This window comes from Pantoea sp. GbtcB22 (assembly GCF_019091025.1).
Classification (GTDB): domain Bacteria; phylum Pseudomonadota; class Gammaproteobacteria; order Enterobacterales; family Enterobacteriaceae; genus Pantoea; species Pantoea leporis.
This window is the reverse complement of sequence record NZ_JAGXKB010000001.1, coordinates 56,056-75,120: the sequence shown is the minus strand read 5'-3', so window position 1 is coordinate 75,120 and position 19,065 is coordinate 56,056. Positions and strand designations below refer to the sequence as shown.

Here is a 19,065-nt window from a genome sequence, read left to right as displayed (position 1 = left end):
AGCGGGATGATGCGTAAACTTCTCGCTATGTTGGCGGCGTTGCCGCTGTTGAGCCACGCCGCGACCACGCTGAATATTGCCACCATCGCTAACGGCGATATGACCATCATGCAGCAGCTCGCCACGCGCTACGAACAGGAGCATCCTGACGTCAAACTGCAATGGCATGTGATGGACGATGGCGCGCTGCGTCAGGCGGTGCTGTCGGCGATGAACAGCGGCCAGGCGCAGTTCGATGTCATCACCGTTGGCACCTATGAAGCGCCGCTGTGGGGTGAAAAAGGCTGGCTGGCGCCGCTCAATAAGCTGCCCGCCGATTACGACAGCGATGATCTCATCGCGCCAGTGCGCAAAGCGCTGTCGTTCCAGCAGACGCTCTACGCCCTGCCGTTCTACGGTGAAAGTAGCATGACCTACTACCGCAAAGATCTGTTTGCGCAAAAAGGGTTAACCATGCCCGATAATCCCGACTGGACCGATATCAAAAACTTCGCCGCCAAACTCACTGACCCGCAAAAAGGCATTTACGGTCTGTGCCTGCGTGGCCAGCCAGGCTGGGGCGATAACGTGGCGTTCATGACCACCATGGCGAATGCCTATGGCGCGCAGTGGTTCGATGAAAACTGGCAGCCGACGCTCAACTCGCCGGAGTGGCGCGAGGCGCTGGGGGATTATTTGCAGGTAGTGAAGCAGGATGGACCCGCGGATACAGTGAAAAACAGTTTCGGCCAGATTCTGCGCCTGACTGCGCAAGGCAAATGCGCCATGTGGATCGACAGTACGGTGGCAGCCGGTTTGCTGGTAAATCCGCAGATCTCATTAGTCGCCGATAAGCTGGCCTTTGCGCCTGCGCCGGGCGGCATAACGCGTAACGGCTCCAATTGGTTGTGGTCGTGGGCGCTGGCGGTTCCGGCAAATACGCCGAATCGCGAGGCGGCGATTGCCTTTATTAGCTGGGCGACGTCAAAACAGTATATCCAGCAAGTGGCCGATACCGTCGGCTGGGGCGCGGTACCGCCGGGCAGCCGCAATTCGACGTATCAGCAGGCGAGCTATCAGCGCCTGGCGCCGTATGCCGCGCAGGTGCGTGCGGCGATTGATTCGGCTACCGTCGAGCAGCCGACGCTCAATCCGGTGCCTTATCAGGGCGTGCAGTACGTGAGTATTCCCGGGTTTGATCAGATGGGTAACGCCGTCGGGCAGAATCTGGCGGATATGCTGAGCGGTAAACTGACGCTGGATGAAACGCTGGCAAAGAACCAACAAGATGTGACGCGGATTTATCAGCAGATGCATTGATAGGCGGTGATCACAAGTTGAACATACCTTAGCGGCGCGCTTTATCGCGCAATCAATTGCGCCGCTACAATGCCCATGTTGTGTAAGATCGGAAACTGACAAGGCTACATGCGCGCGTTACACTAGCGCGCAAGTTGATACGCAGGAACACCGAATGAAAACCCCAGAAGAGTATTACGCTCAGGCGCGCACGATGTTTTTCGCTGCTCACCCTGATTTCCAGTCTGCACTGGATGAACTCACCGAAAGCGATGCCCGCCAGGCGAACCTGTCATTAGCGCAGTTACGCGACTGGCATGCGGAACGTATTTATGCCGCGTTTTTGCGTCAGAAGAAGCTGGATGGCATGCTGTTTTCCATTCAGCTGGCGGAGCCCGATAAAGCCGTTGCCGCGGATGCCATTGAAAAGTATCTGAAATCTCACGCGGAAGCCTTAGGCATGACGTGGGAAGAGTTCTGCATCAAAAACGAGTTGTAGTCGGCCACGCACTGTAACGGCATCAAAGATACATCGCCAACCACACAAAATGTTCAGGAAAAAGTTGTACAAGTTGAGAAAACTTGTATAACTTACTCATCACGACGTCAGTCGTAGATTGTCCTTGAACGAATGGTGCTGTTGCACCGCCTCTGGAAGTGTTGCTGGATTTCCACTTCCAGAGGTAATATTTTTTCTTACCCTTCCCGCTCAATCCCTTTTACTTCGATATAACTTGCCACCGCCAGCAGACGATTGACGTGGGTCAGCAGCAGATCAACATCGGACTGTAAAAATTCCTGCGATGCGCGCGAAGCGGTAACAATTGCCTCCTGCACCGTATCGGAAATAGTCAACGAGTTATTCTCTTTCGCCTGAATCAGCAGCGCGGCAATCAATAACGACTGCGCCTCTACCTGCGCCACCAGCTCTTTTGCTTCCACATCCATTTTTGCCATTTTCAATAAGATATCGATAACCAGTTGGCGCATATTTACCCCTGTTTTTATTTACAGTACTATATCGCACCCGATCCAATGAATGGAACGACCCTGATGTTTGTGGAGTTGATTTACGATAAGCGTAACGTGGCCGGATTACCGGGTGCACGCGAGATGATTTTGCAGGAGTTGGAAAAGCGTGTACAGCGCGTCTTTCCCGATATTGAGGTGCGCGTCAAACCGATGGAGCGTAACGCAATAGATACTGATATGAGTAAGAACGATAAAGCGACAGTTGCGCGGATTGTTGAAGAGATGTTTGATGAGGCGGAAATGTGGCTGGTGGCCGATTAGGCCACCAGTACGCTAGGCGCTTAGCTTTCCTGCTCAGCATGGTTGATGGCGATTTCGAGATCCTGAATCGCCGCATCAATGTCATCCAGCAGCTTACCCTGTTTGTTCAGCAAGGTGTCGAAGCGTCCCGCGTATTCGGTGTCTTTATACTCACCCGCATCAAACGCCAGCCAGTGGCCAGATAGCGTCTCAGTGTTGGTCTGCGCGTAGTGGCGCATCTCTTTAAGCTGGGAGGTGACATCACGCAAGTATTCAGTTTTGGTTTTTACAGTTTCTGTATCACTCATGCTATCTTCCTTTTCGCTTAATAAGACGATTTAAATAACGCTTGAATGATTAAATGTAGTGCAAAATATCGAAGCTGCCTTAGGAATAATCGGAAGTGACTAAAACCTGTTAGTAAACAGGGGACATCCCGGTCCCCCGATGCTGAGTCGTCAGGCATTACAGATACTTCCTCGCCAGATCAATCAGCTCATCCTTCGCGGCATCGCCCAGCTTGATTACGCCCTGCTCGACAAAGCTAAACGCTCTGACAAAATCCTTCACGCCTTCTGAGAACGCCTGAGTCCCGTCGTGGCTCTGCGCCGTTGCGGCGGCTGGTGGCGCATCGGCTGCAGCGGGAGCAGCGATGTCCGGTTCGCTGGGCGGCGCAACCTCGGCTGGCGCAGGCGTTACCGCCTCAGGAGCGGCAGTCGCCGCCACCTGCGCGGGTGCAGCTGTTATCGCCTCGGGTGCCGGTGCCGGTGGAACTTCAGCCTGTGCCGCTGCCGCTGCGGGCGCAACTTCAGGTGCTGCTTCTGCGACGACGGCGGGCGTCGCTTCAGGTGCTACGGCGGTCGTCGGTGCAGCAACGGGCGTGGCGACTTCGTTGGCGAAATCTTCCGCTGGTGACGATGGGATGGTGCTGGCGGGATTGATGACAGTTTGATCGCTCATAATGCTCTCCTTCATACTGAATAAAGATCGCAGTCGGGCAAGACTGGCTGCAATCCACGGGGTAATTCGCATGATGCCCTCCTTAACGCTTGGGTTGAGGTGGCGACTTATCTCCTTCTGCCGGTTTCCCTTTGTCAGCCGGATTGCTGACCGGGTGCTTCACGGTGCCATCGAGCTTGTTCTGCAGCGCCACCAGCTGGCTGGTAAGCTCCGCCACACGTGCTTCACGTCGTTCCGATATGGTTCGATATTGCTGTCGAATCTCTTCAACACGCTGATTGGCGCTGTTACTGACGAACAGGAATAGCACCGTCATCGCCACGCACATCAAAGACAACATCAGCAAAAAGCCGCCGAAGAACAGTTGGCGCCGATGGTTTTTCACTACGTACTCACTGTTTATCTGCATCATCACGACTCTCCTCCAGAGTGGTAATCAGTTGGTTAACCTGGCTGCGAAACTTCTCGCTGTGCTCGGCTTCCGTGGTGGCCAGCAAAATGCTCAGGGCGTTTTTTATCAGCCGCAGATCGGTTTCCAGCGAAGAGATACGCCGCAGGTTTTTGTCATGTCGGATGCGCAATTCATCGTTTTCCTGGCGCATCAAGGCGTGACCCTCTTTGAGCAGCATTACCTGTTCTTTGTAACTGGTGATGATCTCCCCACCGGCACGATTGCTGGTGACGATAGCGGCGATACCCGCCATTAACGGTTTCCAGAACACAGCTGCTGCGCCGCCGCCGAGAAGCAACGCACCTACGCTGGTGACTAAACTACTTTCCATGCTTCACCTCTCACCCCTGGCAAGGGATGTGCCCCATAAGCACGCTGACCACCCTTGCCAGCTTCGCGGTCAACGCCTGAATTTAAGTTTACTTTAACTTATGAATTTAAGTATACTTAAGTCGTTCCTTCAGGAGATGTCAAGATGATGAAAAAAGAATCTTCCGGTGAGCGCATCCGGGCACGACGTAAAGCACTACAGTTGACGCAGCAGGCGCTGGCCCAAAGCATTGGGGTGTCGCATGTGGCTGTATCGCAGTGGGAAAAAGAGGAAACCGTACCGCGTGGCGAAAATTTGCTGCGGCTCGCGCAGTGGCTGCAATGCACGGCGGCATGGATTATCGACGGGGATGGCGAAGTGTTTGCCACCCACGCCAAAGCCGCACCGGTTGCGGCGGTACCATTGATTAGCCTGGCGCAAGCGTCAGCGTGGTTGAGCGAGGAACGGTTGTTGCTCAAACAGCAGGCTGCCCACTTTCTCTACAGCGAGAGTCAGTTGAGCGATGGCGCGCTGGCGGTCACGATAGACGATCAGGCGATGCAGCCCGATTACCGGCCCGGTGACAAAGTGATTTTTGATCCTGACGTTCAGCCGCAGCCGGGCGATGTGGTGCTGGCGCTGGTGGATGGCGTGGCACGAGTGCGCATTTATCGCCTGCAAACGCAACAGCAGGATGAGCAGATCTTCACATTGCGCGCGTTAAATGATGACTTTCCGCAGCTGCATTCGGCGGAATCGGCGCTAGAAATTATCGGCACGCTGATGGAGTTGCGACGTTACCGAAGCGGCTAGCCGCTTCGCTTAAGCTGTTATAATAAAAAAAGTTTAGCCTGATCGCGGGAAGCTATGGACAGACCCCGCGGTAAGGCTGCTAATCTAGCCGCAAAATAATAAATTATCCGGACAATCTCGATGCTCACCACAATTATTTACCGCAGCCATCTGCACGATCACGTGCCAATCAAAACGCTCGAAGATATGGTTGCTAAAGCCAATAGCAAAAACAAAAACTTCGACGTTACTGGCATCCTGCTGTTCGACGGCCTGCACTTCTTCCAGCTGCTGGAAGGACCGCGCGAGTCCGTTCAGGGCATATACAAGCGTATTTGTCAGGACGCACGCCACCATAATCTGGTGGAGTTAATGCACGACTTCGCGCCTGAACGCCGTTTTGGCAAAGTCGGCATGGAGCTGTTCGATCTGCGCGAGCATGACAAAGACACAGTGCTGCAAGCCGTGCTGGATAAAGGCACCTCGCGTTATCAGCTTACCTACAAAGATCGCGCGCTGCAGTTTTTGCGTACCTTCGTGGTGGCGCGCGACAAAGAGAACTACTTCGAGATCCCGCCAGCTAATACCTGGGAATTTGTTCCGGATATTGAATGGCAGAACGATCTGGAGGGTATCGATCAGAGCCTGCAGGATTGCCGCTTTGCTTTTCAACCCATCATCGATCCCTTCGCGCGCCGCGTCACTTCGTTTGAAGCGCTGATCCGCACGCCAAACGGTGGCTCACCCGATGAGTATTTCTCCGCGTTTGGCGGCGAAGCGATTTATCACGCGGATATCAAATCGAAACGTCTGGCCTTTCGCGTGGCGAACAAACTGGGCATTGGCGAGCATCGTCTGTCGATCAACCTGCTGCCGATGTCATTGGTGACGGTGCCAAACGCGGTGGAATTCCTGCTTACTGAGATCAACGCCAGCGGGCTGGTGCCGCAGCAGGTGATTGTCGAAGTGACCGAAAATGAGATCATTTCGCGCTCGGATGAGTTTGCTGCCGAAGTGAGAAAGTTGAAAGCGGCGGGTATCAGCCTCGCGCTGGACGATTTTGGTGCCGGTTTTGCTGGCTTGTCGCTGTTATCGAAATTCCAGCCGGACAAAATCAAAATCGATCGTGAGCTGATCCGCGATGTGCACAAAAGCGGCCCGAAGCAGGCGATCATGCACGCCATCATTAAGTGCTGCGCATCGCTGGAGATTGCGGTGATTGCCGAAGGTGTCGAGCAAGCTGAAGAGTGGATGTGGCTGGAAGCCGCAGGCATTAGCCAGTTCCAGGGTTTCCTGTTTGCTTATCCGCTGCTGAATGGATTCCCGGCTGTGGCGTGGCCTGAGATTAAATAGTGTTGGTCGCCATGCATGGCGACCCCACCAATCAGTAATACGTTACCTCAATATTGCCATACTGCTTATCAATCACGTTGCCTGCCGCGTCAACGCTAATAATGTCGCAATAATAGGGAACGTCATGTTTGTATTTGCAGACATTGCTGACGGTTTTAATTTGGTCATTACGCTTCACCGTGGTGACCACGTCAGAGATCTTTTTCTTATCTTCTGCTCGCACCGCGGTAGCACGCGACACTTCCGTTCCGGCCTGGGTAATACTCAATACCGCCATTTCACCGGCGCTGTTATAAGCGAGATGAAACGCGGCATCGGAGGCGGGCGATGAGATCTGCTCTACCAAACCCTGTTTGTTATAGGCAATATCCACGGTCATGGTCGGCGTGACTTTCTTCACCATGGCGCAGTTCTTATCCAGCGTCACCACCACGTCCTGACCGTTTTCACTGCCTTTTAATTGGTCGCCATCGCGCGTGACATCAATCACTTCGCCCTGTTTGCGCACCGATTTCACGTGCGTCGGACAGCCGTTGCGGTCAAAATCGACATTCACTTCGAAGATCTGCTGGCCGTCGGCGGTAAACAGCGTTTGATGGGTCGTTTTGACTTTGCCGGGCAGCGCTTCGAATTGATACAAATAGGCAAAGTTTTTCATTTGCGAGTAGTAAGTCGCGTCATCCTTGTCACATCCCGTGAGCAGGACAATAGCGATTAAAAACAGCGGGGTTTTCTTCACGTGAGAATCCTCTTCTCAAAATAAGGCAGCGCGTTTGGCGGTGTACTCACTGTGATGCAGCAACCTTCCCGCCTGATATAACACCATTACCGCGCTGGACTATACCCGAAAGAAATACCCGAAAGAAACTAAACCTGCATACTCATAATATCGGTATACGCCGACACCAGTTTGTTACGCACCTGCACGCCCATCTGCATGGAAATAGAGGATTTTTGCAGATCGACCATCACATCATTTAACTGGATGCCCGGTTTACCCATTTCGAAATCCTGCGCCTGAGCGCGAGCCGTTGTCTGGGTTTCGCTGATCTTGTCGAGTGCTGCTTTCATGGTGGCACTGAAATCGACCTGATTAGTGGATTCCGCTTGCTTACCGCTGGCCTGCAGAGACGTCATCTGCAGCTGCTGCAGCACACCCTCAATCGCCTGAATTGACATTGCCTGACCCCTAATGAAGAAGTGATTAAATTTTCACGATGAGAAAGTTAACACACTGTCAATAGGACAAAGGCGCTAAATGACCGCAAAAAACCCGGCTTATCCACCCATCGATGTCGCGGCTTTCAACAAATAATGCCTGCCATTAAGTGGAATTTAATTTTTCTCCTCTCCCGATTTTAGGGGAGAAGTCTTCAGGGAGTACGTTTTGTCACCACAACACCACACCCGATCAATAATGTCAGGCAGGAATCGGTCATGAATGCGAGTGCAGCCGCTACACAGGATACAGCTAAGAAAGGCTTCAGTGACCTTCTCGCCCGCCTGCGCGCCAATCCGCGTATTCCCTTAATTATCGCTGCTGCTGCGGTTATCGCGGTGGTGTTTGCGTTGGTGCTGTGGGCAAAAGCGCCAGACTATCGCGTGCTTTATAACAACCTCTCCGATGAGGATGGTGGCGCGATCGTCACGCAGCTGACGCAAATGAACATCCCTTACCAGTTCGCCGATAACGGTGGAGCACTGATGGTGCCCGCCGATAAAGTGCATGAGCTGCGTCTGCGTCTGGCACAACAAGGCTTACCGAAAGGCGGCAACGTTGGCTTCGAACTGATGGACAAAGAGAAGTTCGGGATCAGCCAGTTCAGCGAGCAGATCAACTATCAGCGTGCGCTGGAAGGTGAACTGTCGCGCACCATCGAAACGCTCGGTCCGGTGAAGAGCGTACGCGTGCATCTGGCAATGCCGAAACCGACCTTGTTCGTGCGTGAGCAGAAAGCCCCTTCCGCCTCGGTGACGCTGAACCTGCAGCCAGGCCGCGCATTAGATGAAGGCCAGATTCAGGCCATTCAGCATATGGTCTCCAGCAGCGTGGCCGGTTTACCGCCGGGCAACGTTACCGTTGTCGATCAGGCCGGTCGTCTGTTGACCCGCTCTGACAGCGAAGGTCGCGACCTGAATGATGCGCAACTGAAATATGCGTCTGAAGTGGAAGCGCGCTTCCAGCAGCGTATCGAAGCGATCCTCAATCCGATTGTCGGTCAGGGCAATGTGCATGCGCAGGTGACGGCGCAAATCAACTTCGACCGCAGCGAGCAGACCGACGAGAAATACCAGCCGAACGCCAATCCTAACAACAGCGCGGTGCGTTCACGCCAGACCAGCAACTCCGAACAGAATGGCAGCCCGTATCCAGGCGGCGTGCCGGGTGCATTGTCGAATCAGCCTGCGCCAGCCAATACCGCGCCGGTGACCAATCCGCCAACGAATAACAACAATAATGCCAACGGCCAAAACGCCAACGCGCAAACCGCCAATGCGCAGAATAACGGCAGCACCACCAGCACCGCACAGCCTTCTGGCCCGAGTAGCTCAACGCGCAACGACACGGTGAACTATGAGCTGGACCGCACCATTCGTCATACCAAGCTGAACGTCGGCGATGTGCAGCGCCTGTCGGTTGCCGTGGTGGTGAACTACCGCGACGACGGTAAAGGCAAAGCGGTGGCGCTTAACGAGCAGCAGATCAAGCAGATTGAAGATTTAACCCGTGAAGCGATGGGCTATTCACAAACCCGTGGCGACAGCGTCAACGTGGTGAACTCTCAGTTCAACATGACCGAACCAAGCGGTGGCGACCTGCCATTCTGGCAGCAGCAATCGTTCTTCGATCAGCTGATGACTGCCGGTCGCTGGCTGCTGGTGGCGTTGGTTGGCTTCATCCTCTATCGCAAGCTGGTACGTCCACAGCTGGTGCGTAAGAAAGAGCAGGAGAAGGCAGCGGCTGAAGCGCTGGCGGCACGCTCTGCGGCCATGGAAGAAGAAGAAGCCTTTAACGTTCAGCTCAGCAAAGACGAGCTGGATCAGGAGCGTAAATCTACTAACCGCATGAGCGCCGAGGTGATGAGCCAGCGTATCCGCGACATGTCTGAAAACGATCCGCGCGTCGTCGCGCTGGTTATCCGCGAATGGATGAGTAAAGAACTATGAGTCTGACCGGTACAGAAAAAAGCGCCATTCTGATGATGACCATCGGCGAAGAGCGCGCGGCGGAGGTGTTCAAACACCTTAACCAGCGTGAGGTTCAGCATCTGAGTGGTGCTATGGCCAACATGCGCCAGGTTTCACACAAACAGCTGACCGAAGTGCTGCGCGAGTTCGAAGCCGATGCCGAACAGTTTGCGGCGCTGAGCCTCAACTCCAACGATTATCTGCGTTCGGTGCTGATCAAAGCGTTGGGCGAGGAGCGAGCTTCAAGCCTGCTGGAAGATATTCTCGAGAAAAACGAGACCACCAGCGGTATGGAAACGCTCAACTTCATGGAGCCACAGGCGGCGGCCGACCTTATTCGCGACGAGCATCCGCAGATTATCGCCACCATCCTTGTCCACCTCAAACGTGGTCAGGCGGCGGATATTCTGGCGCTGTTCGACGAGCGTCTGCGTCACGATGTGATGCTGCGTATCGCCACCTTCGGCGGTGTCCAGCCGGCGGCGCTGGCGGAGTTGACCGAAGTACTGAATGGCCTGCTCGACGGCACCAACCTCAAGCGCGCGAAGATGGGCGGCGTGAGAACCGCAGCAGAAATTATCAACCTGATGAAAACCCAGCAGGAAGAAGCGGTTATCGAAGCAGTACGCGACTTCGATGGCGAGCTGGCACAGAAGATCATCGACGAGATGTTCCTGTTCGAAAACCTGGTGGAAGTGGACGACCGCAGCATCCAGCGTCTGTTGCAGGAAGTGGAATCCGAACAGTTGCTGGTGGCATTGAAAGGTGCCGAACAGCCGCTGCGCGAGAAGTTCCTCAAGAACATGTCCGCCCGTGCGGCCGATATCCTGCGCGACGATCTGGCCAACCGTGGTCCGGTACGTATGTCGGCGGTGGAGAACGAGCAGAAGGCCATTCTTCTGGTGGTGCGCCGCTTAGCAGAATCCGGCGAGATGGTGATTGGTGGTGGCGAGGAAACCTATGTCTGATGCCTTTTCCGCCCGCGCGTGGCAGCGCTGGCAGCCTGATGATTTAGGCAGCCCGTTCGGTGCCGAACCGGAACCTCAGTTAGAGGAGCCGGAGATCGATGTCGAACTGAGCGCCGAAGCGGAACAGCAGCAACAGCTGGAACGCATGCAGCAGCAGATGCGCAAAGATGCGCAGACGCAAGGCTACAGTGAAGGCTATCAGAAAGGTTTCGCCGAAGCGCAACAGAACGGTTATGACGCCGGTTTCCAGCAAGGCTTAGCCGATGCGCAGCAGCAGCAAGCGCCGCTGCAGGCACGCATGCAGCAGCTGGTGACCGAGTTCCATCACACGCTCGAAGCGCTCGACAGCGTGATCGCTTCACGTCTGATGCAGCTGGCGCTGGAAGCCGCGCGCACGGTGATTGGCCAGGCCACGCAGGTGGACGGCACCGCCCTGCTGCGTCAAATCCAGCAGCTGATTCAGCAGGAACCGATGTTCAGCGGCAAACCGCAGCTGCGCGTCCATCCGGACGATCTGCAGCGCATCGAGCAGACGCTGGGTCCAACGCTCGATCTGCACGGCTGGCGCTTGCTGGCCGACAGCACGCTGCATCCTGGCGGCTGTAAGCTTAGCGCCGAAGATGGCGACCTTGATGCGAGCGTGGCAACACGCTGGCAGGAGCTGTGCCGCCTGGCCGCTCCGGGGACACTGTAATGACCTCCTCACGCCTTTCACGCTGGCTCGGCGCGCTCGACGCCTTCGAAGAACGCATTTCGCAGGTACAAACCGTGCGTCGTTACGGTCGCCTGACGCGCGCCACCGGCTTAGTGCTGGAAGCCACCGGCCTGCAGCTGCCGCTCGGTGCTACCTGCATTATTGAACGTACCGATGGCAGCAAGATCACTGAAGTTGAAAGTGAAGTGGTCGGCTTCAACGGCCAGAAACTGCTAATGATGCCGCTGGAAGAAGTCGACGGTATTTTACCGGGCGCACGCGTTTATGCGCGCGTCAGTGGCGACAGCGGGCACAGCGGCAAACAGATGCTGCTGGGCCCGGAACTGCTGGGTCGCGTGCTGGACGGCAGCGGCAAACCCCTCGACGGTTTACCCGCGCCGGAAACCGGCTATCGCGCCCCGCTGATCACCGCGCCATTCAACCCGCTGCAACGTACGCCGATTGAAGATGTGCTGGATACCGGCGTGCGCGCCATCAATGCCCTGCTCACCGTGGGTCGCGGTCAACGTATGGGCCTGTTCGCCGGTTCCGGCGTCGGTAAAAGCGTGCTGCTCGGCATGATGGCGCGCTACACCAAAGCCGACGTGATCGTGGTGGGGTTGATTGGTGAACGTGGCCGTGAAGTTAAAGAGTTCATTGAAAATATTCTCGGTGCCGAAGGCCGTGCGCGTTCGGTGGTGATCGCCGCGCCGGCGGACGTCTCGCCGCTGCTGCGTATGCAGGGTGCCGCCTATGCCACGCGTATCGCTGAAGATTTCCGCGATCGCGGCCAGCATGTGCTGCTGATTATGGATTCCCTCACCCGCTACGCCATGGCGCAACGTGAAATCGCACTGGCCATCGGTGAGCCGCCGGCGACTAAAGGTTATCCGCCTTCGGTGTTCGCCAAATTGCCCGCGCTGGTGGAACGCGCCGGTAACGGTACGCACGGCGGCGGTTCAATCACCGCCTTTTATACCGTGTTGACCGAAGGCGACGATCAGCAAGACCCGATTGCCGACTCGGCGCGTGCGATTCTCGACGGCCACATCGTGCTGTCGCGCCGTCTGGCGGAAGCCGGTCACTATCCGGCTATTGATATTGAAGCGTCAATCAGCCGCGCCATGACCTCATTAATTGATGAGACACACTACGCGCGCGTGCGTCAGTTCAAACAGTTGCTCTCCAGCTTCCAGCGTAACCGCGATCTGGTGAGTGTGGGTGCGTATGCCGCAGGCAGCGATCCGATGCTGGACCGCGCCATCAAGCTCTATCCCGAGATGGAAGCCTTCCTGCATCAGGGCATTTTCGAACGCAGCGATTACGACGATGCCTGTTTGCATCTGCAGGCGATGTTCGGTTAACGCCAAACGAGGTTAAGTGATGAAAACGGCCAGTGCGATCAACAAGCTGCGCGATATGGCGGAGCAGGAACTGGAGAGTGCGGTGATTCACCTTGGCGATATGCGCCGGGGTGTGCAGCAGGCCGACGAACAACTCAGCATGCTGCTGGATTATCAGGATGAGTATCGCAACAAGCTCAATCAGGATATGTCCGGCGGCATCGCCAGCACGCGCTGGACCAATTATCACCAGTTTATTCAGACGCTGGAAAAAGCCATCGAACAGCATCGCCAACAGCTTTCCCAGTGGAATCAGCGCCTCGACAGCGCGCTGAGCAACTGGCGTGAAAAGCATAAGCGGCTCAATGCTTATCAGACGCTGATTACGCGCGCTGAGGAAAACGCATTACGACAAGAAAACCGTCTCGATCAGAAACGGATGGATGAATTTGCCCAACGGGCCGCATTGAGGAAAGGCGAATGATTACGCTGCCAACAGTTGCTACGCAAACCTCGGTTTTGGGAGACGCTGACACTTCAGTTTCATCAGATGTTTTGCAGGGCGCGGAGTCGCTGCCGCAGGGATTTATTACTGAACTCGGCAACCGCTTGCTGACGCTGGTAAAGCAACAAGCTGTTAACACGCAATCGACTGATCTGACAGCAGAAGTTGATGAAAAAGACGTCAGTAAGGCTTCGCTAAGCGCGTTATTACAGGCGCTGGAGAAACCCGATGCGTTAAACGCACTTTTACAGCCGGAAAACACTAAAGCCACGCTGAAATCAGCCGATGATAAAGACAAGAGTGAGGCAAGTTCGTTAACTGCCAGCGACTTACAGAATGTGCAGGCGTTATTCGCCATGTTGCCGGTGGCGGTAGAGAACCGCACCAGCCCAACCAGCGTAAGTAGTAGCGCAGGCGAAGGGAAAACCGACACTCGCGCTTCGCTTAATACCGCACTGTTAAGGGGTTCGCTGGAAGGTGCAGTAAAAGAAGAGCACGCCCAGCCGGATGGCGCACAGAAGAAATCCAGCGATGCTGTAACGCTCTTAACGCAAACGGCCAGCAGCGCGCAGAGCAGCAGCGTCAGCACCACCGCCAGTAACAGCAGCGGGTTGACGCTGGATGAGAGTTTTAAGCAGGTGCTGAATGCGCTGAGTAAGCCGGAAGCGCGCGCCGCCGCGCAGAGCAGTGATGACCCGGTGACGCCATTCACCAGCGCACCGCTCAGCGCCACCAGCTCGCTGGTAAGCAGCACCGCCTCGACCAGCACCACGCCGTCGACGCCCATGCTGAACGCGCAGCTTGGCAGCAGCGAGTGGCAGCAGGCGCTGAGTCAGCAGATTGTGATGTTTAGCCGCAACGGGCAGCAGAACGCCGAGTTGCGTCTACATCCGCAGGATCTGGGCGCTATCCAGATCAGCCTGACCCTTGATAAGGATCAGGCACAGTTAAATATGGTTTCCAGCCACAGCCAAGTGAGGGCCGCGCTGGAAGCGGCTCTTCCTCAGCTGCGTAGCGCGCTGGCGGAGAGCGGAATAAACCTGGGACAGAGTAACGTCAGCAGCGACGCCTTCGCACAGGGCCAGAGTTATCAAGGCCAGCAGGAAGGACGTCGTGACGGACAGCACGGCAGCTTTAGCCTCTCCCAGGACAGTGACAACGAGATAACGCCTATTGCCGTCCCGGCAGCCCTTCAAGCGCGCGCGGCCGGTAACGGCGCTGTCGATATCTTTGCCTGATAGCCGCTAAACGCTGAAGGTAAGCGTAAAACCCGCGTCTTTTCTTCCCATTGTTTGACTTAAGACGCGGGATAATCTGTCCAGGTCAGCCGAGAGGCTTACCCATAATTCACAGGAAGTAACTGCAAGATGTCTGATAACGCGAAAGCTAAAGGCCGCAAACGTTCACTACTACTACCGGTGTTACTGATTGTAACGCTGGCCGCTTGCAGCGTGGCAGGCTATGCAGTCTGGCGAATGATGAATAAACACGAAGGCAGCCAACCGGACGCGGCGAAAGTCGAGCCACCGGCTGCTCCCGTATTTTTTGCAATGGATACGTTTACAGTAAACCTGGTCAATCCTGACAACGATCCCGACCGTGTGCTGTACGTGGGTTTCACCCTGCGTCTGCCCGATGAGGATACCCGTCGTCGATTGAACGATTACCTGCCGGAAGTGCGCAGCCGTCTGCTGTTACTGCTTTCGCGTCAAAGCGCGACGGCTCTGGCAACAGAGCAAGGCAAACAGGCCCTGGTTGAGCAGATCAAACAGGTGCTGGCGCCGCCGCTGGTAAAAGGTCAACCGGCTCAGGTTGTCAATGACGTGCTGTTTACCGCCTTCATTTTGAGGTGATTTAATGGGCGATAGCATTCTCTCCCAGGCTGAGATTGACGCGCTGCTTAATGGCGACAGTGACAGTGCGGAAGTAGAGAACAGTTCCAAAGGGACCGATGGCGATATCCGTCCCTATGATCCCAATACTCAGCGCCGCGTCGTACGTGAGCGTCTGCAGGCGCTGGAGATCATCAACGAGCGCTTTGCCCGTCATTTCCGTATGGCGCTGTTTAACCTGCTGCGCCGTAGCCCCGATATTAGTGTGGGTGCGATCAAGATTCAGCCGTACCACGAGTTCGCCCGCAACCTGCCGGTGCCAACCAACCTGAACCTGATCCACCTGAAGCCGCTGCGCGGCACGGCGCTGGTGGTGTTTTCACCGAGCCTGGTTTTTATTGCTGTCGATAACCTGTTTGGCGGCGACGGTCGTTTCCCGACCAAAGTTGAAGGACGTGAATTTACCCATACCGAACAGCGTGTGATTCGCCGCATGTTGAAATTGGCGCTGGATGGCTACAGCGACGCGTGGAAAGCGATTTATCCGCTGGAAGTGGAGTATGTGCGTTCCGAGATGCAGGTGAAGTTCACCAACATCACCACTTCACCGAATGACATCGTGGTGAACACGCCGTTCCAGGTGGAGATTGGAAACCTGGTCGGTGAATTCAATATCTGTATTCCGTTTTCGATGATTGAGCCGCTGCGCGAGCTGCTGGTCAATCCCCCACTGGAAAACTCACGCCGGGAAGATAATCACTGGCGCGACAATCTGGTGAAACAGGTGCAGCACTCGGAGCTGGAGCTGATTGCCCATTTCGCCGAAACATCGCTGCGCCTGTCACGTATTTTGCAGCTGAAACCCGGTGACGTCCTGCCCATTGAGAAGCCGGACCGCATCATCGCTCACGTCGATAGCGTGCCGGTGCTGACCAGCCAATACGGCACCATCAATGGCCAGTACGCGCTGCGTGTAGAACATTTGATTAACCCGATTTTGAATTCGCTGAACGAGGAACAGCCCGATGAGTGACAGCAAGAAACCGTCCGACGACGACATCTCCGCGGACGATCTGTGGGCTGCAGCTATGAACGAACAAACCACCACCAGCGCGCCAGATCCAACTGAAAATGTGTTCAAATCGCTGGAAAATCCTGGCATCAGCGGCTCGCTGCAGGATATCGATCTGATCATGGATATCCCGGTCAAACTGACCGTGGAACTGGGTCGCACCAAAATGACCATTAAAGAGCTGCTGCGCTTGACGCAGGGTTCGGTGGTGGCGCTGGATGGGCTGGCCGGGGAACCGCTGGATATTCTGATCAACGGTTATCTGATCGCGCAGGGTGAAGTGGTGGTGGTGAACGACAAATATGGCGTGCGCATCACCGACATCATTACCCCGTCTGAACGTATGCGTCGTCTGAGCCGTTAAGCATGTTAAAACACACGCAAGCCGAACAACCGGTACCCAGCCAGCCGGTGGTCTCAACCGGTTCGGTGATTGGCCAGGTCAGCAGCGTGCTGGCAGTAATTGTTCTGCTGATTCTCGGCTGCGGCTGGCTGGCCAAACGCCTTGGCTTTGCACCGAAAACGGTGACCGGCCAGGCGCTGAAAGTCAGCGCGACGGTGCAGGTTGGCCAGCGTGAGCGTGTGGTCATTGTCGATACTGCCGATGCGCGTCTGGTGTTGGGCGTGACCGCCCAGCAGATCACCCATCTGCATTCGTTACCGCCGCTGCCGCCGGAAGAACGGGCAAATCACAGCGCTGCGCCACAGGATTTTCGTCAGCTGTTCCAGAACCTGGTTAAACGTCCCGGAAAACCACAATGATGCGTCGATTACTTCCTCTCTTGCCGCTGCTGTTGCTGGCACCGGTTGCGCATGCGCAGCTGCCAGGCTTAATCAGCCAGCCGCTGGCGAATGGTGGCCAGAGCTGGTCGCTGCCGGTACAGACGCTGGTGTTCATCACCTCGCTGACCTTTATTCCGGCGGTGCTGCTGATGATGACCAGCTTCACGCGCATCATTATTGTGTTTGGTTTGCTGCGTAACGCCCTCGGCACGCCGTCGGCGCCGCCAAACCAGGTACTGCTCGGCCTGGCGCTGTTTCTGACCTTCTTTATCATGGCGCCGACCTTCGACAAGATTTACTCCGACGCCTATCTGCCGTTCAGCCAGGACAAAATCAGTATGGCGGACGCGATTGATAAAGGTGCTCAGCCGCTGCGTGAATTTATGCTGCGTCAAACGCGCGAAGCCGATTTAGCGCTGTTTGCCCGTCTGGCTAACACCGCACCGATTCAGGGTCCGGAAGCGGTTCCGATGCGTATTCTGCTGCCGGCGTATGTCACCAGCGAACTGAAAACCGCCTTCCAGATTGGTTTCACCGTGTTTATCCCGTTCCTGATCATCGATCTGGTGGTCGCCAGCGTACTGATGGCGCTGGGGATGATGATGGTGCCGCCGGCGACCATTTCCCTGCCGTTCAAGCTGATGCTGTTCGTGCTGGTGGATGGCTGGCAGCTGCTGGTGGGTTCACTGGCGCAAAGTTTCTACTCTTGAGTGGCGTTCGCCCTCACCTTTCTTTCTCGAGGAGTGCAGCATGACACCTGAATCAGTGATGGTTATGGGCCAGGAAGCAATGCGTGTCGCCCTGCTGATGGCCGCGCCGATGTTGCTGGTGGCGTTGATCAGCGGGTTGATCATCAGCGTGCTGCAAGCCGCGACCCAGATTAACGAACAAACGCTCTCCTTTATCCCCAAGATTCTGGCCGTTGCCGCTACGGCGGTAATCGCTGGTCCGTGGATGCTTAATCTGATGCTGGATTACATTCGCACGCTGTTTAGCAATCTGCCGTACATTATTGGCTAATGATTAACCTCGACAGCAGCCAGCTGATCCATTGGGTCGCACAATTCTTCTGGCCGATGGTGCGTTTGCTGGCGCTGTTCGCCAGCGCGCCGGTGCTGAGCGAAAAATCGATTCCCAAACGCGTCAAGATTGGCCTCGCGGTATTGACCACCTGGATCATCCTACCGGTACTGCCGCCGGTGGAGGCGACCCTGTTTACACCCGCGGGATTTTGGTTGCTACTGCAACAGCTGCTGATTGGCGTGAGCATCGGCCTGACCATGCAGTTCGCCTTTGCGGCGGTGCGCATGGCGGGGGAAGTGATTGGTTTGCAGATGGGATTGTCCTTCGCCACCTTCTTCGATCCAGGCAGTCGCCTGAACATGCCGGTGCTGGCTCGTTTTCTCGATATGCTGGCCATGCTGCTGTTTCTTACCTTCAACGGACATCTGTGGCTAATTTCACTGCTGGTGGACAGTTTTCATACGTTGCCAATCAGCGATCAGCCGCTCAACGCCAATGCTTTTATGGCGTTGGTGAAATCCGCGGGATTAATTTTCCTTAATGGCATGATGTTAGCGCTGCCCTTAATAGTTCTGCTCCTCACGCTAAACATGGCACTAGGTTTGTTAAACCGTGTTTCACCACAACTCTCTATTTTCGCGGTTGGCTTCCCGATTACCTTAACGGTGGGCATCCTCAGCGTAGGGTTGATGATGCCGCTGCTTGCTCCCTTCTGCGAACATCTGTTTAGCGAAGTCTTTGATTTACTCGCCCAGTTTGTGTCAGAACTTTCCCGCGCCCGTTGATTAACTATTCTGTAGACGCCCTTAAGTAATAGTTAAGCATTCAAAATCTGTTAGTGCATTTTCTGAACCATATTTCTCAGAAATCAACTGAGGAAATTCTGATAAGTGCGCATTTTTGGTGAAAATTATTCTTATTAAACCGCGCTTCGCGTATTTTAGTCAGACGATTCCTAAGGGGTTAAACCTGCTGAATCGGTTGATTAAATGCTCAAAGGGCTGTTTTTAAACAAAAAAAATTTCACAGCGATTTTTCTTGTCTAAATCCCTTTTTTCCGGCATTGTCAACGCTCGCTGAAGCGTCATACTTTCGCCACACAAATGTTTTTAAGATTTGTCCTATCAGATTTGTCTGTGATCTGCGCGATAGTGACAGGGCTCTCAAAACAGAGCGAATAAAACACTTAATGCAAATCCTTAGCCATTCCCACTATGGCTGAGATGAGAGTGACGTGGAT

Annotated in this window: 25 protein-coding genes; 18 read left to right on the top strand and 7 right to left on the bottom strand. The window is 55.1% G+C overall.

The window, feature by feature from the left end; translation table 11 throughout:
• The first annotated feature begins 6 nt into the window (after positions 1-6).
• Positions 7-1,299 carry a sugar ABC transporter substrate-binding protein gene (locus KVT28_RS00400; protein ID WP_254633432.1) on the top strand — a complete coding sequence of 431 codons (1,293 nt, stop codon included), beginning with the start codon at positions 7-9 and terminating at the stop codon, positions 1,297-1,299.
• A 154-nt stretch (positions 1,300-1,453) separates the two neighbouring features.
• Positions 1,454-1,777, top strand: a complete 324-nt coding sequence (locus KVT28_RS00395; RefSeq protein ID WP_101764036.1) for a DUF6388 family protein — start codon at positions 1,454-1,456, stop codon at positions 1,775-1,777.
• Positions 1,778-1,974: 197 nt separating this feature from the next.
• On the opposite strand, the gene iraP is transcribed toward KVT28_RS00395, so the two are convergent.
• Positions 1,975-2,268, bottom strand: coding sequence for an anti-adapter protein IraP (gene iraP, locus KVT28_RS00390; RefSeq protein ID WP_061717593.1), 294 nt, complete (start codon positions 2,266-2,268; stop codon positions 1,975-1,977).
• A 63-nt stretch (positions 2,269-2,331) separates the two neighbouring features.
• On the opposite strand from iraP, the gene KVT28_RS00385 reads away from it, so the two are divergent.
• Complete coding sequence (locus KVT28_RS00385; protein WP_101764035.1) at positions 2,332-2,571, top strand: DinI-like family protein; 240 nt, start codon at positions 2,332-2,334, stop codon at positions 2,569-2,571.
• Between the two features lie 20 nt (positions 2,572-2,591).
• On the opposite strand, the gene KVT28_RS00380 is transcribed toward KVT28_RS00385, so the two are convergent.
• The 4 genes from KVT28_RS00380 to KVT28_RS00365 all read right to left on the bottom strand — a co-directional run bounded on the left by KVT28_RS00380 (position 2,592) and on the right by KVT28_RS00365 (position 4,292).
• Positions 2,592-2,858, bottom strand: a complete 267-nt coding sequence (locus KVT28_RS00380; RefSeq protein ID WP_217546284.1) for a hypothetical protein — start codon at positions 2,856-2,858, stop codon at positions 2,592-2,594.
• 157 nt (positions 2,859-3,015) lie between these two features.
• Positions 3,016-3,510, bottom strand: a complete 495-nt coding sequence (locus KVT28_RS00375; protein ID WP_217546282.1) for a hypothetical protein — start codon at positions 3,508-3,510, stop codon at positions 3,016-3,018.
• An 82-nt stretch (positions 3,511-3,592) separates the two neighbouring features.
• Positions 3,593-3,922: a hypothetical protein gene (locus tag KVT28_RS00370; RefSeq protein ID WP_192233531.1), complete on the bottom strand. Its 330-nt coding sequence runs from the start codon at positions 3,920-3,922 to the stop codon at positions 3,593-3,595.
• Positions 3,903-4,292, bottom strand: a complete 390-nt coding sequence (locus tag KVT28_RS00365; protein WP_110866415.1) for a hypothetical protein — start codon at positions 4,290-4,292, stop codon at positions 3,903-3,905. Before KVT28_RS00365 ends, KVT28_RS00370 begins: the two co-directional genes overlap by 20 nt.
• A 144-nt stretch (positions 4,293-4,436) precedes the next feature.
• Between KVT28_RS00365 and KVT28_RS00360 the strand changes: the two genes are divergently transcribed.
• Both KVT28_RS00360 and KVT28_RS00355 read left to right on the top strand, forming a co-directional pair.
• Positions 4,437-5,084, top strand: a complete 648-nt coding sequence (locus KVT28_RS00360; protein ID WP_217546280.1) for a S24 family peptidase — start codon at positions 4,437-4,439, stop codon at positions 5,082-5,084.
• A gap of 120 nt (positions 5,085-5,204) precedes the next feature.
• Positions 5,205-6,416 carry a diguanylate phosphodiesterase gene (locus KVT28_RS00355; RefSeq protein ID WP_217546278.1) on the top strand — a complete coding sequence of 404 codons (1,212 nt, stop codon included), beginning with the start codon at positions 5,205-5,207 and terminating at the stop codon, positions 6,414-6,416.
• A 31-nt stretch (positions 6,417-6,447) separates the two neighbouring features.
• On the opposite strand, the gene KVT28_RS00350 is transcribed toward KVT28_RS00355, so the two are convergent.
• Together KVT28_RS00350 and fliE are read right to left on the bottom strand one after the other, a co-directional pair.
• A complete protein-coding gene (locus KVT28_RS00350; RefSeq protein WP_217546275.1) occupies positions 6,448-7,155 on the bottom strand; it encodes a YnfC family lipoprotein in 708 nt (235 codons plus the stop codon).
• 128 nt (positions 7,156-7,283) lie between these two features.
• Complete coding sequence (fliE, locus tag KVT28_RS00345; protein WP_008105389.1) at positions 7,284-7,595, bottom strand: flagellar hook-basal body complex protein FliE; 312 nt, start codon at positions 7,593-7,595, stop codon at positions 7,284-7,286.
• Positions 7,596-7,853: 258 nt separating this feature from the next.
• Between fliE and fliF the strand changes: the two genes are divergently transcribed.
• The 13 genes from fliF (at position 7,854) to fliR (ending at position 18,610) form a co-directional block, all read left to right on the top strand.
• Positions 7,854-9,584, top strand: coding sequence for a flagellar basal-body MS-ring/collar protein FliF (fliF, locus tag KVT28_RS00340; RefSeq protein WP_192233527.1), 1,731 nt, complete (start codon positions 7,854-7,856; stop codon positions 9,582-9,584).
• The gene (fliG, locus tag KVT28_RS00335; RefSeq protein WP_101763955.1) at positions 9,581-10,573 is read left to right on the top strand and encodes a flagellar motor switch protein FliG; all 993 of its coding nucleotides are present in this window, start codon (positions 9,581-9,583) and stop codon (positions 10,571-10,573) included. The genes fliF and fliG overlap by 4 nt, the downstream gene beginning before the upstream one ends.
• The gene (gene fliH / locus KVT28_RS00330; protein ID WP_137386041.1) at positions 10,566-11,267 is read left to right on the top strand and encodes a flagellar assembly protein FliH; all 702 of its coding nucleotides are present in this window, start codon (positions 10,566-10,568) and stop codon (positions 11,265-11,267) included. The genes fliG and fliH overlap by 8 nt, the downstream gene beginning before the upstream one ends.
• The gene (fliI, locus tag KVT28_RS00325) at positions 11,267-12,631 is read left to right on the top strand and encodes a flagellar protein export ATPase FliI (RefSeq protein ID WP_008105395.1); all 1,365 of its coding nucleotides are present in this window, start codon (positions 11,267-11,269) and stop codon (positions 12,629-12,631) included. Before fliH ends, fliI begins: the two co-directional genes overlap by 1 nt.
• Before the next feature lie 19 nt (positions 12,632-12,650).
• On the top strand, positions 12,651-13,094 hold the full coding sequence (gene fliJ / locus KVT28_RS00320) for a flagellar export protein FliJ (RefSeq protein ID WP_064739112.1): 444 nt from the start codon (positions 12,651-12,653) through the stop codon (positions 13,092-13,094).
• Positions 13,091-14,353 (top strand): flagellar hook-length control protein FliK, encoded by a 1,263-nt coding sequence (locus KVT28_RS00315; protein WP_217546273.1) that lies wholly within the window; start codon positions 13,091-13,093, stop codon positions 14,351-14,353. Before fliJ ends, KVT28_RS00315 begins: the two co-directional genes overlap by 4 nt.
• Positions 14,354-14,482: 129 nt before the next feature.
• Positions 14,483-14,968 (top strand): flagellar basal body-associated protein FliL, encoded by a 486-nt coding sequence (fliL, locus tag KVT28_RS00310; protein WP_101763951.1) that lies wholly within the window; start codon positions 14,483-14,485, stop codon positions 14,966-14,968.
• A gap of 4 nt (positions 14,969-14,972) precedes the next feature.
• On the top strand, positions 14,973-15,980 hold the full coding sequence (gene fliM, locus KVT28_RS00305) for a flagellar motor switch protein FliM (protein WP_064739115.1): 1,008 nt from the start codon (positions 14,973-14,975) through the stop codon (positions 15,978-15,980).
• Positions 15,973-16,383: a flagellar motor switch protein FliN gene (gene fliN / locus KVT28_RS00300; RefSeq protein ID WP_008105402.1), complete on the top strand. Its 411-nt coding sequence runs from the start codon at positions 15,973-15,975 to the stop codon at positions 16,381-16,383. The genes fliM and fliN overlap by 8 nt, the downstream gene beginning before the upstream one ends.
• A 2-nt stretch (positions 16,384-16,385) precedes the next feature.
• On the top strand, positions 16,386-16,781 hold the full coding sequence (gene fliO, locus KVT28_RS00295) for a flagellar biosynthetic protein FliO (protein WP_101763950.1): 396 nt from the start codon (positions 16,386-16,388) through the stop codon (positions 16,779-16,781).
• Complete coding sequence (gene fliP, locus KVT28_RS00290; protein WP_061723562.1) at positions 16,781-17,512, top strand: flagellar type III secretion system pore protein FliP; 732 nt, start codon at positions 16,781-16,783, stop codon at positions 17,510-17,512. The genes fliO and fliP overlap by 1 nt, the downstream gene beginning before the upstream one ends.
• A gap of 40 nt (positions 17,513-17,552) precedes the next feature.
• On the top strand, positions 17,553-17,822 hold the full coding sequence (gene fliQ / locus KVT28_RS00285; protein WP_008105408.1) for a flagellar biosynthesis protein FliQ: 270 nt from the start codon (positions 17,553-17,555) through the stop codon (positions 17,820-17,822).
• Positions 17,822-18,610 carry a flagellar biosynthetic protein FliR gene (gene fliR / locus KVT28_RS00280; protein ID WP_101763949.1) on the top strand — a complete coding sequence of 263 codons (789 nt, stop codon included), beginning with the start codon at positions 17,822-17,824 and terminating at the stop codon, positions 18,608-18,610. The genes fliQ and fliR overlap by 1 nt, the downstream gene beginning before the upstream one ends.
• The last annotated feature ends 455 nt before the right edge of the window (positions 18,611-19,065 follow it).

Coding starts and splice junctions, on each gene's coding strand:
- KVT28_RS00400 (WP_254633432.1), top strand. CDS start 7: ATGATGCGTAAACTTCTCGCTATGTTGGCGGCGTTGCCGCTGTTGAGC.
- KVT28_RS00395 (WP_101764036.1), top strand. CDS start 1,454: ATGAAAACCCCAGAAGAGTATTACGCTCAGGCGCGCACGATGTTTTTC.
- iraP (WP_061717593.1), bottom strand. CDS start 2,268: ATGCGCCAACTGGTTATCGATATCTTATTGAAAATGGCAAAAATGGAT.
- KVT28_RS00385 (WP_101764035.1), top strand. CDS start 2,332: ATGTTTGTGGAGTTGATTTACGATAAGCGTAACGTGGCCGGATTACCG.
- KVT28_RS00380 (WP_217546284.1), bottom strand. CDS start 2,858: ATGAGTGATACAGAAACTGTAAAAACCAAAACTGAATACTTGCGTGAT.
- KVT28_RS00375 (WP_217546282.1), bottom strand. CDS start 3,510: ATGAGCGATCAAACTGTCATCAATCCCGCCAGCACCATCCCATCGTCA.
- KVT28_RS00370 (WP_192233531.1), bottom strand. CDS start 3,922: ATGATGCAGATAAACAGTGAGTACGTAGTGAAAAACCATCGGCGCCAA.
- KVT28_RS00365 (WP_110866415.1), bottom strand. CDS start 4,292: ATGGAAAGTAGTTTAGTCACCAGCGTAGGTGCGTTGCTTCTCGGCGGC.
- KVT28_RS00360 (WP_217546280.1), top strand. CDS start 4,437: ATGATGAAAAAAGAATCTTCCGGTGAGCGCATCCGGGCACGACGTAAA.
- KVT28_RS00355 (WP_217546278.1), top strand. CDS start 5,205: ATGCTCACCACAATTATTTACCGCAGCCATCTGCACGATCACGTGCCA.
- fliE (WP_008105389.1), bottom strand. CDS start 7,595: ATGTCAATTCAGGCGATTGAGGGTGTGCTGCAGCAGCTGCAGATGACG.
- fliF (WP_192233527.1), top strand. CDS start 7,854: ATGAATGCGAGTGCAGCCGCTACACAGGATACAGCTAAGAAAGGCTTC.
- fliG (WP_101763955.1), top strand. CDS start 9,581: ATGAGTCTGACCGGTACAGAAAAAAGCGCCATTCTGATGATGACCATC.
- fliH (WP_137386041.1), top strand. CDS start 10,566: ATGTCTGATGCCTTTTCCGCCCGCGCGTGGCAGCGCTGGCAGCCTGAT.
- fliI (WP_008105395.1), top strand. CDS start 11,267: ATGACCTCCTCACGCCTTTCACGCTGGCTCGGCGCGCTCGACGCCTTC.
- fliJ (WP_064739112.1), top strand. CDS start 12,651: ATGAAAACGGCCAGTGCGATCAACAAGCTGCGCGATATGGCGGAGCAG.
- KVT28_RS00315 (WP_217546273.1), top strand. CDS start 13,091: ATGATTACGCTGCCAACAGTTGCTACGCAAACCTCGGTTTTGGGAGAC.
- fliL (WP_101763951.1), top strand. CDS start 14,483: ATGTCTGATAACGCGAAAGCTAAAGGCCGCAAACGTTCACTACTACTA.
- fliM (WP_064739115.1), top strand. CDS start 14,973: ATGGGCGATAGCATTCTCTCCCAGGCTGAGATTGACGCGCTGCTTAAT.
- fliN (WP_008105402.1), top strand. CDS start 15,973: ATGAGTGACAGCAAGAAACCGTCCGACGACGACATCTCCGCGGACGAT.
- fliO (WP_101763950.1), top strand. CDS start 16,386: ATGTTAAAACACACGCAAGCCGAACAACCGGTACCCAGCCAGCCGGTG.
- fliP (WP_061723562.1), top strand. CDS start 16,781: ATGCGTCGATTACTTCCTCTCTTGCCGCTGCTGTTGCTGGCACCGGTT.
- fliQ (WP_008105408.1), top strand. CDS start 17,553: ATGACACCTGAATCAGTGATGGTTATGGGCCAGGAAGCAATGCGTGTC.
- fliR (WP_101763949.1), top strand. CDS start 17,822: ATGATTAACCTCGACAGCAGCCAGCTGATCCATTGGGTCGCACAATTC.